The organism is Kitasatospora sp. LaBMicrA B282 (genome assembly GCF_050325825.1).
GTDB lineage: Bacteria > Actinomycetota > Actinomycetes > Streptomycetales > Streptomycetaceae > Kitasatospora.
The window spans coordinates 36745-49757 of the sequence record NZ_JBNQTI010000007.1 but is presented as its reverse complement, the minus strand read 5'-3'; the positions used below and the strand labels follow the sequence as shown (position 1 = coordinate 49757).

Below are 13013 nucleotides of genomic sequence, written 5' to 3'. Positions count from 1 at the left end.
CCTCGCCTCCGGCGCGGGGCTGGAGAGCTTCGCGGGCGACTGCCCTGCTGATGGACCCGTCAAAGGCTCCCTCTCACCACGCCCTGCGGTTCGCCGTTGATCGTCACGGCCGAGTCAGCCTCCACCACCCGCACGGACATGTCGATTGGTGTGGGGCGGATGTTGGCCGTTTCGGCTGCCGAAAGCTGTCGGACGTTGAAGGAGCCATCGGCGAACGGGCGGACGGTGTGAGCCAAGAGGCGGGTCAGTTCATCACCGAGCCCGTGCTGCAGTGGGGTGCCGTCAGGGCCGAAGGAATCGATCTCACGCTCAGCAAGCTGCTTGCCGGTCGCTGCGTGGGTGGCGGTGAAGCGCAGGAGACCGCTCTCGTTGTAGCGGAACTTGATCTCGATCTTGTTCCGACGGATGTCCTCTTCGCGGGTCGGGAGAGCCACCTCGATGTTGGCCAAGGGGAAGGCCCGGTCGCTGTCGGCCGCGTAGCCGACCTCACCCTCGATCACCGGAACACGTACGAAGGAAGCGCCCGGCGTGTCCGGGTAGAAATTCGCCGAGCCCTCCGCAGGAAGCGTGGCGTTGCGTCGGATGATGGCGCGGAAGCCTCTCTGCTCGCCCGCGCTCACGGCCGTTCCCAGGTCATAGCTGGTCACCAGCGAGAAGTCGCTGTCGTCGCCGAGCTCGCCGTCGAGAGAGGCTGCATAGATGGCTGCACCTCGGGCGACGGCGGTCATGGGCCTGCACAGGCCGCTGTCGACGATGCGGTCGTGGCCGAGGAGCTCGCCCAGAGCGTGACGCACGTGGGGGATCTGCGAGGTGCCGCCGATCATAAGGACGGAGTCGATGTCGTCCGGGGTGATGGCGAGGTCTTCCAGAGCGTGCTGGACCGGTCCCAGGGCACGGCTGATGAGTGGGGTAATCGCCTCGGCGTACTCAGCCGCCTCGATCCTGACCTCACGTCTTGAGATCGAGGGGGCGAGGCCGACCGGGAGGTCGAAGAAGAGCGCACCGTCCATCGGCACGGAGGACAGGGTGATCTTCGTCAGCTCGACTGCGCGGCGCCACCGACGGCGTTCGGCTTTGGTGAGCTGATCCGCGGTCAGCCCGATCTTCTGCTGGATCAGCCTGGCCAGCGCGTTGTCGAACTCCAGGCCTCCCAGGGCGGTGATGCCTCGGGAGGTCTGCTCCTCGAAGAGGCCATCGTCGTATTCAAGGACGGTGACGTCGATGGTGCCGCCGCCCCAGTCGAAGACGAGGAAACGACCGGGGATCGGAACATCATGGGCGTACGAGATCGCAGCCGCGGTGGGCTCGTTGAGCAGGGCCCGGACCTTCACTCCGCCGAGCGCTGCTGCGGCACGGGTGCGGTAGCGTGCGCCGCCCGTGGCATTGGCGGGGACGGTGACGACCGCGTCGGATAGGTTGAGCAGTTGCCCGGAGACACCTTCCTTCATTCGGCTGAAGAGGGAGGCGGCCGCGACCGTGCTGTGGAACTTCTCCGAGCCGACCCAGACGTGGTGTTCCTCAAGCTGGGCCGCAACCTCAAGGCCGTCGACGTCGACGTCCTTCGCGGCGCCGGAGCGGGTGCCGAGCATGCGCTTCACAGCGTCGAGCGGCTCGCTGGTGCCCGTCTTCGCCTGCCAGCCGAAGCAGAGGGTGCGCTGGAGGTCCCGAACGGACAGCACGGAGGGGAAGAGCTGCTCGAACTCCGACATCTGCCACTGGGCGGGCACATTGTCGCCGTCAAGCGGCAGCACTTCGGCGGTATGCCCGTTCCAGTGAGCCACCACGGAGTTGCTGGTGCCGAAGTCGATTCCAAAACTCATCGCGTCCCCCTTTGGCTCGTCCGGCGGTCCCCGTTACCTCCAGGGCCACCCCGTGGCGCGCCGTTTCGCTGCCCGTTGCCTCTGCGCTGCTGCCCCTCGGGGTCCTGACCCCGGTCGTGCTTCTTCCTCTCCTGCTGTGCAGGAGCCTCCTTCTCCGGCCGTCTCCTCCTCCCAGCTTCGCCGTGGGTTGTTCCACGCCTTTGCTGGCGCGCGGTTTCCTCGGGAGCGACCATGGCAACGGCCCGCAACCAGCCACGTTCGACGAGCTTCCCGGACTCCTTGTCGACGTAGGCCGGCGCGACGAGTTCAAAGGTGACCGGGCCGCTCTTCATCGCGCCAGGCTGGTCCTCCACGACGTTGAACAGCGACTGCTCACCCGTGTCCCCGACGATCCGCAGGCCGGCCCTCGCCGCCTCGTGATCGAGACGTGTCAGCACCACCTGCAAGGTCTTCGCTTCCAGCGCCTGCCGGTGCAGGACGGCCAGCTGGGCCAGATGCATCTGACGCGTGCGGATGCTCTCCAGCACGCCCTTGCGCACTGCTTCGGTGAACTGGGGAAGCACTCTTCGCATCAGCTCGACCCGGAAGACGGAGACCAGATCGGCCTCGGTCTCCTTGTCGGCCAGAGCCAGGCCCAGTCTCTTCGTCGCCTCCTCCAACTCCTTCTCCACTACGGGCAGGAGCGTCTCGTTGACCGACTTCAGGATTGCGGCAGCATCCAGGGTTCCCGGGGTGAACTCAGGCAGGTGGCTCTCGATGAACCGCCAGGGAGCAGCCGCGGCCGCCCTGCGCTCCCCCCGATTGCGCACGCTTCCGCCGTTCGGCCCGCGTCCCCGGTTCCCCCGGGATCCGTCACGGGGACGGGAACCACTGTCACCTTTACCGGCTTTATTGCTCACGATGCGCTGCTCTCTGGGGCATCAGGGGCTGCGGGGTCCTCAGCAGCCGGGGAAAGGCGTTCTGTCACCTTGGTGACTATTTCTCGGGCCGCCTCGGTACGGGACCACTCGCGGTCGCTGTGCGCTGGCGGCTCGGTGAGCCTCTGGAGAGGCTTGGGTGGAAGTTCCAGCCGGTGGCTCTTGCCGGTGGGGTCCTTCCAACGCTGCGGGGCGAGTGGAACGACGAACCGGTGTACCTCCTGCTGCTCCCGCTCGGCCTTCTCGATCATGTCTTTGGCGCGGTTGATCCGGACGCGGCCGTTGTCATCGAGTTCCTTCCTCAGGGCTCGCCAGGACTTCTTCCAGTCATCCGCACCGTCTGGCACGCCGAGCACCAGATAAGGGTTGAGTGGCTGGTCACGGTCTCCGAGATGCCGGTCCTTTAAGAAGCCCCGATTCCTCCGCAGCGTCGTTACGGCACCTGTGCCGAGCTGGTCCACCGCCGGGGGACGGCCTTCGGTGTCCTGCTCCAGGAGTTCGAGGGACTCCGTCGTCTCCTGGCCGGCGTGAAGGTAGGCCTGGACGTTCTGGGCCTCCCAGCGCACCGGCTGCGAATGGTGCCGGCGCCCTGCGGCCATGGTGAGCGCTACCTCTCTTCGCTGCTCCGCCGTGACCTCGTCCTCGCAGAGGAGGGCGCGGTGCATCTGTCGCACGGCTCTGATCAGGGTTCGGACGCCAATCCAGTCGTTGAATTTCTTGTTGCGCGCGTTATGCACATGGGGGTGGATGCGCTCCAGGAGGCCCCAGAGCCTTTCGTCGGCGACGAGGTCGTCCGGGATCTCTCCGGTCCGCCGCGCCCGGCGCAGGGCGTCAAGGAGCTTCTGTGTCGGCGGCAGGAGCTCGGTCCACTCCTCGACGATGGCCTCCGCCTCGTTGGCCTGCAGTCTCACCAGCAGGCGCCAGTCCTGCGGCCAGTCAGGGCCGGGTTCCGTTCCCGGGCCGGCCTCCCGGCGATCCCGTTCCAGGGGCCAGGCCAGTAGGTCCATCTCCTCGTCGGCGAGGGATGCCGGGTCCAGGCGAGCGCGGAAGTAGGCCGCACGGGAGGTGCCGTCGCGCTCGGGGACCGCGCCGATCCACTCCTCGTCGATGTAGTCGTCGAGAAGCGACTGCGGCAGCACCGCCAGGAGCGCTCTCTGTCGAGGTGCCGGCAGGTTGCTCTCCATCAGGCGGCGGTCGTCCTGGTAGATTTGCCACATGCTGCCCGGCTCCCCCGGGAGCGGCAGCGGCTTGTCCGCCAGCAAAGCACGGGCGCGGGCATCGAGCCGGTCGTTGAAGACGTCCAGCCCGTGGTCCTTTGCCATGACGAGCAGGGAGATGCCCTCGACCGGGTCGTCCTGCCGGGACGCCGCATCAGCGGCGGCCCCGGTCAGCTTCTGCGCGGAGAGCGTTCGGGTCTCCTTCTTCAGCACATCGGGCAGCACGAGTTCAGCGAAGGAGCGGGCGCGCTCCCAGGCCTCCCGGTCGGTGAATCCTGCTGGGACTGGCTGGGGCATGACCGGTTCCGGTGCTGGCTGCCTGTGGCGCGGAACAACCGGCGCAGGGCCTACGGCGGCGTCCGCGACGCGCGGAGCTTCCCCGACGGTCCGGGCCTGGCGGAGGGCGAGGCGGCGGGCTATCTCGCGTTGCCGCAGCGCCTCCAGTCGGGCCCGCTCGTCGTGGTCCGCTACCGGCGGAACCCGCGCCGGCATCAGAGTTCCTCCGCGAATGTACGCACCTGCTCGATGACCGCGGCAGGGGTCCGGTCCAGGCTGTAGGAGTCGGCGAATGCGATTCTGGTGGCGAGGCCACCACCGCGGATCTCGTCACACAGAGCCTGGAGCCGTTCGTTCCCGCACTCCTCGCCGACGGACTCAAGCGGATGCTTGACGGCGACCGCGACGGGCTCGCCGGTGAAGTCCGAGGTGAAGAGTGCCACCGGTCCGGCGGCGGTCTCCTTGAGGCTGACGGTGGTCTCCTCGTCTGCCCAACCCTTCAGCAGGACAGCGTGCTCATTGAGGTCGACCTGCACTTTCCGCCCGCGCAGGGCGTCGGTCAGGTCGCGGGCGAGCCGCCAGTCGTACAGCGGGTGGAGGCGCATGGTGGAGTAGTCGCGCAGGCAGGCGTAGCAGGAGCTGCGGCAGCTCCGTGCATGACGATCTGCCTCCAGCTCGTGCACGTAGCTGTCGACCGCCTGGAGGAACTCCTCGATGTGCTCCTCCGAACCGAGGTGGGTGCTGAGGCCCGCGCCGTTGTCGAGGCTGTCCGCCAGGTAGGCCATGACGGGAGCGGCTACCGGGGCGTCCGAGCCATGGATGCCGCTCAGGAGTTCCTCCGGCTGCACGTCGAGGTGCGGGGCGGCGGCCCGGCGCAGCAGGGCCGCCAGCGAGTACCAGGCGGCGCGCCGACCGTGGTAGGCCTCGGGGAAGCCGTCGGTCTGCTGGGACTTCGAGATGTCGAAGCGCAGGCCCCGGGTCGTGTCGAGGGCGCCCTTGGCCCCGATGAAGAGCATGTCGGTGTGCTGGGTGGCGCCGAGGGCGATCTCCAGGTCGGCTTCCGCCTTCGGATGGTCGAGGGCGAGGTATCCGCGCCAGGGGCCGGTGTTCTTGACGAACCGGAAGAGTTTTCCGGCGTTGGTGTTGACGATGTAGCGGTCGCCGCTGCCGGTGTGGACGACCATCCAGTCGTCGGCGGCCCGGTGGATGCGCGGCGCGGTCTTCTCCAGGTCGGTCGCTGTCCGTGCGCTGGTGGCGTTGGAGCCGAGGTCCCGGTACCCGTCATAGTCCCGTGCCTCGCGGGCGGCCCGGAAACCCGCGGGCTCCCGGAACGGCACGGCCCGGTAGTACTTGCTCTCCGCACCACAGGCGGGGCAGGTGCCGGCGCACCTGGTTTCCGGGTCGGCAACGGCCTGCGGGTCCACGTGGGAACAGATCCGGCACATGGCGACCAATTGCTCCGGTCCGAACGGGTCTTCGGCCGCCTGCACTCCGCGTCCGCTCGGGACGAGGGAGACCACTCCCTGGGAGCGGAGCAGACGGCCGTCCTGCGGGGTTTCGCTGCCCGGTGCGAACTTGCTGAGGGCGACGGCTAGGTCACGGTTGACGGAATCGGCTGGCGGCCAGGGGAAGGTCTTCTGCGGGATGCTCCGATAGAGGAGGCGGGAGCGGGTCGGGAAGCCGAACATGGGCAGGAGACCCGCCTCTGCCAGACGCTGGCTGAGGTCGGAGTGACCGACTGTCCGGGCTGCCACCTCGCCGACCTGGCCGAGGAGTTCGCCGATCGCGGCCACCGGATCGATGGCGGCGATGCTCTCCGGCGTTCCGGCCTGGAGGGCGGCGGCAGCAGCTCGGATGCGGTCCGGGTGCTCGGCGATCCAGCACCGGACGGCACCGCGGTGCAGCGGCCAGTCGGCGGCCAAGCCGAACTGTCCGTGGACGTTGGCCGTCATCTCCGGTCCCTTCCGGCGGTCCTCCGGCTGCAGGAGCGCGAAGGCCTGGCGCAGGACTTCTCCCAGCAGGACGCGTCGGAAGACGGAGACCATGCCGAGGACCAGGTAGGGCTCCGGGGTCGGCTCGTTGGTGATGGCTTCCGGGCGGGCGAAGTAGTGCTCGTCGTGGCTGCGGCCGCGGCAGACGGTAAGGGCCACAGCGACCGGGCTGTTGCGTCGGCCCGCGCGCCCCACCCGCTGCTGGTAGTTGAAGCGGGTGGGCGGCATGTTGGCCATGATCACGGTGTTGAGGGGGCCGATGTCGACACCGGCCTCCATGGTCGTGGTCACGGAGAGCAGTTCTAGGCCGTCCGCCTGCGGGATGTCGTTGTCGCCGAGGAAGACGTCCTGGAAGAGGCTCTGCCGCCGCTGGGCCTCCAGCCGGTCCGTCTGGCCGGTCAGCTCCGCGGTGCGTAGCGGGAAGTTACCGGTGCGGTGGGATGCCTTCCACGCGTAGTAGTCGTCTTCGAGGACGCCGCTGTACTGCTGGGGCACGGCGGGCAACGGGGTCAGGCACTTGGTGCACAGCCCCGCGCCCGGGTGCAGGTGCGGCCGGTGGCAGGAGCGGCAGGTCCAGGTCTTGTTTGCGCCGGGGCGGAGCGCCACCTTCTCCGGCTTGATGACGTAGTCGACCACGGCGTCCTTCCAGATGCCGAGCACCCAGTCCTGGACCGTTTGCACATCGGTGCCCTGGCGTTCGGCGACCTGCGTCCAGAAGCGCTTCAGCGGCGCGGGCGGCCGCTGCAGGGAGGCACGGATGCGGGTGAAGCGCCGCATCAGGCCGAGGATCCGCAGGCTGGCACGTGCCACGGCCTGGTCGCTGGCCGGGCCTATCTCCAGGGGCGAGCGGTCGTCGCGTAGGCAGAGCCAGCCGAGTCCGAGCGATTCGAAGTCACGGCCGCCGCCGGAGAAGAGGCTTCCGACGGTCTCGAGGCGGAGGCGGGAGCGGATGCGCTTGAGCAGTTCCTCCTGCGCCTGGGTCTCCACCGCCTCTTCGCGGTCCCGCTCCCAGTTGTAGAGCGCGGTCCAGGGCTGTCCGACCGAGGTCTGCTGGAGCGAGGCCGCGGGACCTGCGGGGTTGGTGCCGTGCTCCAGCAGCATGCCTTCGAGGGCGGAGGCGAGATCGTCGAGCGAGGGCAGCTCGGAGAACTTCCGCTCCAGGCCGGGCAGGAGTTCCGGTTCCGCGTCGAGGTCGTCGACCAGGATCGCCTTCAGGCGCCCCCAGTCCGCCGGGTTGCGGTCCCGCAGCCGTGCCATGGCGTCACGGGCTTCCTGGCGATCGACGGGCTCCCCAGCGTAGTGGGCCTTCACCAACTGGAGGTCTCCGAACGGGTCCCCCTGCTTCTCGACGGCCTGGGTGCTGAGCAGACGGAGGAGGTCCTGGTGGTGGCGCAGGGCAAGACCGCTGGCGAGCTCGGAGGCGTCGTCGCGGCTGTCGGAGAAGGCGATCGCCTTGCGCAGGTCGGCGGGGAGATGGCCGAGGGCTTCGGTCACCAGCACCTGGTTGATCTTGTAGAAACCAGTGCGCATCCGCCGGACCGGCGCGCTACGCAGCCGGTCGGGGGATTCCAGCGGGATGAAGCGGCCGTCCCGGTCGACCTTGACCTCCCAGTCGTCGCCGCACGCGGGGCAGCGGGTGGGGAATGCCTGCAGCTGGGCCGGGTCGTAGGCCGGCTTCCTGCCCTCCTTGTCCAGGGGCACGGAGATGTGGAACGACCATCCAGTGTGCCGGACGTCCCGGTTCTCCAGGCGGCCGGTGGCGGGCTGGTAGGCGCTGCGGCGGAACTCGAACCTGACCTGCGGCCCGCCGTCGGACAGGCGCGCGTGCCAGCCGGGGTCGTCGAGGCCGAGGCCCTTGGTGCGCGGCCAGTACACGACGTAGTTCGCCGCCGTGGGTGCGCCACTGGCCTCGTCGGGGAGCAGGTCCAGGTCGGGGAAGTCGGTGTGGAGGGCGCCGGTGAACGTGCGCCGCTGGGTGTCCTTGGGGCTGGCGTACCCGCCGAGCATCAGTTCGCCGCATGCCTGGCAGGAAAGGAGTTCGAGTACGCGGGCGCCACAGCTGCAGCGGGAGGTGGGCTCGGCGAAGAGCCGGCCGACCCGCCGTTCGGGGCTGTGCTCCACGGGGGTGTCGGGACAGTTCGGGTCGGAGCAGGCCCAGATGCCCTCGATGTTCCGGAAGAAGAAGTGGGCGCGTAGCTGCGGGAGTTCGGGATCCCGTGCGAGGCCGAGTACGCGCAGAACGCCATGGAAAGCGTCCTTGCGCTGTTCCTCGGGGACGGCCGGGAAGAGATCCTTCGCCAGTTCGGGGGCGGGCAGAGCACGAGGCTTGCCACCTGGAGTGAGTGCGTGCTGGAGTGCCGGGCCGAGGCCGCTCTCCTGGGCCAGGGCGACGGCTTCGTCATGGGTGACGGGGGCCTTCGCGGCCTGAGCAAGGCGTTCGGTGTGCACGGCCAAGTCGCCCCCGCCGCGGATCTCCTTCGCCTTTCCGGGGATGATCACGCGCCGGGAGCCGGGCAGGGCGAAGAACCCGTCGAGGAACTTGTCGTCCCGGCCGGCCTCCAGGGAGGCGGAGGCGGCGAGCACCCTCAGCTTCTCGGGGTTCTTGTCGAGGCCGAGGCGGTGGCGCAGGTTGCGCAGCAGGTAGGCCACCTCGGTGCCGGCCGTGCCGCGGTACATGTGGAGCTCGTCGAGGATCAGGGTGAAGCGAGCGCCAGCGGTTTCCTCCAGCCACTTCCGGGTGGCGCTGAAGATGTGCTCCTCCTGCTTGCGGAGCAGCATGATGTTCAGCATCGAGTAGTTGGTGACCATGATGTCCGGCGGCGCGGCCTGCATGTCCCAGCGGACGTGCATCTCCGCTCCACCGAGGCGCGGGATGAAGGGCCGCAGATCCTCGCCGAGCTTCTCGTCGGCCTTGCGCTGCCGTTCCTGCACCTCGCGCAGGTACTGCCGGAGACGGAAGTTCGCCGGCTCGGAATCGGGGCTGCCGGAGACGGGGGTGGCTCCGGTGTAGCGGCCGAAGTAGAAGCGGTGTCCGTTGCGGTTCCGGTCCAGCCACGCGTGGGCCTCGCGGCTGTCCAGCGACTTCCGGAGCCGGACCAGCTGGTCGTCGGCGAGGGCGTTGGTGGGGTACAGGATCACCACGCGCATTGCGGCGGGGTGCCCCTGCTCGCTCTGCCGGCTGGGTACGTGGTCGCTGTCTCCTCGCCACCATTCCCGCTGCTCGGCACGGGTGCCCTGCCAGCGGGCGGACTCGGCGACCAGGTCGGCGAGCACCGGCAGCAAGAAGGACTCCGTCTTGCCGGAGCCGGTGCCTGCGGTGACCACGAAGTCCTTGCCCCCGCAGGCGGCGACCAACGCGTCGTGCTGGTGCTGGTAAAGGCTGGTCACGCCGTCGGGGAGAGCGAAACTGGCAAACTCGGCCGCGTCGGGATGCGCCCCCGCTTCGGCGAAGGAGTCCTCGATGCTGACGCCCCGGGAGGCGTACTGCGGGCGCAGCTCGATCAGCGGGTCGCGCCAGGCCCCGTTGTCCCGGTCCAGAAGGTTGCGCCGCTCCTCCATGACAGAACGATCACCGACGCGGAACGGGGTGTCGTAGTAGCGGAAGAGCGCGCCGCGCAGGTCGTCGAAGGTGCCCATGACGTCCTGGACATCGGTGCTCGTGACCGCCGCTGTCTGCTGTTCTGCGCTCACTTGGTCCTCCCGCTGGTGGCCGCCACCGCTCGCGGCATGATCGTCAGGTTCTGCTGCAGCGAGACTGCGATCGCCTCGGCGAGCGTCCTCGGCACGTTGTCGTACGCGCGGGTCCGCGTCTGCTTGCCCACCGACGGCGGGAAACCGCTGCACAGGACGGCAGCGCGCTCGTGCAGGGCGGGCAGGGGTGCGTACCGGTCGACGAGGAGTCGGCCGATAACGGAACGGCCCTTCCCGGATTCCGGCCGCCAGCGCATCGCACCGGTGCAGTGACGGGCGAGCTCCAGGTAGATGCCCGTCTCGCGTTCCACCGCGTGGAAGACGCCGTCGCAACGGACGCGGGTCAGCCGTGCGTAGTCGGCTCCGCGCCACCGGTACAGGCCATCCCCCTCGTCACTCTCCACGGGGACGAACCGCTGGAGGCGCAGTTCGTACTTCTCGAGCGTATTGGCGGTGCTCCCACCAGGCGGCGCAGACTCGAGGCCCGGTGCTGCCTGCGGCAGCAACTCCATCAACTGCATTGCGGCGCAGGGCACGTAGCGGGCGCTGAGGAACTCCGCGGCTTCCTCGAGGGTCCCCAGGTCCTCGTACTGGATCAGGAGGGTATCGGGCAGCGGAGCCTCACCGGCCTCCGGCAGATGAGGGACGGCGATCAGCTCCATCCACTCCCGTGCCGCCTCCTCGACTCGCTTGCCGATCTGTGCGGTGCGCGCACCAGTCAGCAATGCGAGGCCATCGCCGTGGGGCAGCCGGGTCAGCACCGGCGGGGCCACCGACCAGCGGTCGGCGCGCAGGTCCGTGTCGATGAAGCCGAGGGCGGCGGCCTTGCGCATCCAGTCCCAGTCGGCGTGCTCCTTCAACTCCAGGCCCCATGCCCGGGCCTGACCGCGAACCCCGTCCCGTAGTGCGGATGCCTTGCCGCTGCGGCTCTCGCTCAGCCAGCGCACCAGGATCCCGCCGAACTCGGTGCTGCTCATCACTTCCGTCACCGGTCCAGCTCCTTCGCTGCCTGCACGTACGCGGCCCACGACGGCTCGACGGACGCCTGCTGAGCCCTGACGATGGCGCGGGCCCAGGCCCGCGGGTTGCCGGCACCCCTCGGCTCCGGCGCTCCGGGGTTCACCGGGCGGCCCCTCCACCGTCCGCTCCGGCGCTCGAGGAGCCAGCCGCCGACGCCGTGGAACTCGACCTCAAAGCGCAGCGGTGCGGGCCTGTCGGGGAGACGTTCCGTCCACCAGCCCGGTTGCTCCGGGGCCTCCAACGTCCACAGCCGTCCGTCGGCCGCCGCGAACAGCAGCTCGTCCGCGTCCCGACGGCACAGCTCCATGGCCGCTGAGGTGTCCCAGGCCGTGGCGCTCGTGCAGTCGGCGCCGGTGATGCCCGCCGGCAGGCTCTGCTCGTTGAGGAGGGAGGGCGACTCGGAGGCCCTGCCGTCGGCGACGGTGAATCCGCAGACCTTGGTCATCTTCGGCTCGACGACGGCCTGGTCCGCGGTGGCAAAGTCGATCTCGACGCCTGCGTAGCTCACCGTGTGGCGGCCCGGTTTCAGCCCGAGCACGGCCAGGGAGACGGAGCCGCCCGCAGCGATCCCCTTCCTGAGTTCGAGCCGCTCCTCGCCGTCGATCAGGAGGGGGCCCGTGCTCTCCGAGGCGTCCGGGAGGACCACCTGGGGCTCGCCTCCCCGGAGGTATACGTGGGCGTCGAGCGAAGGCGCCAGCTTTAACCCACCCTCGAGACGGAGTTTGAACTGGGCCGGGGGTCGCAGGAGGCCAACCGCGCCCTGGACCTCCTGGAGAGCCCGACGCAAGGTGACCGCGTCGTCGAAGGTGACGGGCCTGTGCATGGACCAGCCCCGCGGCACCCAGGCCACCTTGCTGGTGTCGGCGCTGCGGCCCGTGGTCGCGGCCCTGTCCAGCAGCCGCTGCACGTCCTGCTGCGCGCCCGCGGCAGCGAGCACCACGTGTGCCTCTCCCGACCGGAAGCCGTCGCTGCCCACCCACACACCGATGACGTCGTCCCGTGCGAGTACCAGGACGGAAGAGGCGGGGCGGCTGAGCACGAGGTCGTCCCCGTCGCAGCGTATAGCCCTGGTGAGGGTGTCCGTGGTCGGCACGGGCAGCCCGGTCACGTCGTAATAGGCAGTGTCACCGAGTTGCTCGAGGACGATGCCGTTCTTTAGCTCGATACGCTCCCTCTGTACCCCGGACCGCAGGCGCGCCACCCAACTGAGACGCCCCGCGTCCAGCCGGGCCAGGAGTTCGGCCCGGGTGGTACCGGTGGGCACCAGCTCGTCCGAACCGTCCCAGGTAGCGGCGTAGTTGCCGATCAGCCTGGCGAGGAACGGGCGGAACTCCCCTTCCCGCAGAGCATTGCGGAAGCCCTTGGAGAGATGCTGCTCCAGACCCCGGATCTCGATCTGAGCCAGCAGCGTCTCACCCGGCTGGGGCCAGGTCGTAGCGCGTTCCCTCAACGACCGGAAGAATTTCGGCATGAAGGATCGGTCCGCACCGCTGAGGAGCGTCTGGGACTGGGCGAAGCCGATCCTGCTGCGGTTGGAGGGCAACTCGGCAGGGGCGGGAATGGTGCAGAGGCCCCGTGCGCCCTGCTGACCCTGCTGCCAGTAGGCCAACACCTGCCACATACGGGAGATGGGCTCGTAGTGGTGGCTGCCCAGGTGGCTCGCTTCTCCGGTCAGCAGCTCGGAGAAGCGAGCGTGGTAGGCGCTGGCATGGTGGTTCTCGTCGTTGACCATCTGGGACGCGGCCATCACCGAGCAGGCCAGCAGCGGCAGGAAGGCGGGCACGCCGTTCTTGTCCTGGTGCCACTTGCGCCAGCGGTAGTCCTCCAGCGCGCGGTACGGTTCCGCGGTCCCCATTCGCAGGAACCTGCCCACGCAATGGGCGAGGGGCTCTGCCATGCCATGTCCACGCCTCAACTCCTGCTCCACGTCGCGGTCGACGTAGAGCAGCGTCGGCTGGCCAGCGTGCTGCCGTCCGAAGAACTCCTCGGCCAGCACGTCCTGCCATGCCTGGTAACGATGGTCCACTCTGTCCCCAAAAGAGAGGTTCCGATGCCCTATTCATGAAATTCCCCGGCATGGAA

Annotated in this window: 6 protein-coding genes; all 6 read right to left on the bottom strand. The window is 69.0% G+C overall.

Annotated features, from left to right (window positions below):
• Positions 1–59: 59 nt before the first annotated feature.
• The gene (locus ACQRUO_RS03785; RefSeq protein WP_428314244.1) at positions 60–1820 is read right to left on the bottom strand and encodes an Hsp70 family protein; all 1761 of its coding nucleotides are present in this window, start codon (positions 1818–1820) and stop codon (positions 60–62) included.
• Positions 1817–2629: a hypothetical protein gene (locus tag ACQRUO_RS03780; RefSeq protein WP_428314243.1), complete on the bottom strand. Its 813-nt coding sequence runs from the start codon at positions 2627–2629 to the stop codon at positions 1817–1819. Before ACQRUO_RS03780 ends, ACQRUO_RS03785 begins: the two co-directional genes overlap by 4 nt.
• 86 nt (positions 2630–2715) lie before the next feature.
• Positions 2716–4251: a hypothetical protein gene (locus tag ACQRUO_RS03775; protein ID WP_428314242.1), complete on the bottom strand. Its 1536-nt coding sequence runs from the start codon at positions 4249–4251 to the stop codon at positions 2716–2718.
• Between the two features lie 194 nt (positions 4252–4445).
• Positions 4446–9911 (bottom strand): DEAD/DEAH box helicase, encoded by a 5466-nt coding sequence (locus ACQRUO_RS03770; RefSeq protein ID WP_428314241.1) that lies wholly within the window; start codon positions 9909–9911, stop codon positions 4446–4448.
• A complete protein-coding gene (locus ACQRUO_RS03765; protein WP_428314240.1) occupies positions 9908–10900 on the bottom strand; it encodes a hypothetical protein in 993 nt (330 codons plus the stop codon). Before ACQRUO_RS03765 ends, ACQRUO_RS03770 begins: the two co-directional genes overlap by 4 nt.
• On the bottom strand, positions 10897–12957 hold the full coding sequence (locus tag ACQRUO_RS03760) for a hypothetical protein (protein WP_428314239.1): 2061 nt from the start codon (positions 12955–12957) through the stop codon (positions 10897–10899). Before ACQRUO_RS03760 ends, ACQRUO_RS03765 begins: the two co-directional genes overlap by 4 nt.
• Positions 12958–13013 lie beyond the last annotated feature (56 nt).

Coding starts and splice junctions, on each gene's coding strand:
- ACQRUO_RS03775 (WP_428314242.1), bottom strand. CDS start 4,251: ATGCCCCAGCCAGTCCCAGCAGGATTCACCGACCGGGAGGCCTGGGAG.
- ACQRUO_RS03785 (WP_428314244.1), bottom strand. CDS start 1,820: ATGAGTTTTGGAATCGACTTCGGCACCAGCAACTCCGTGGTGGCTCAC.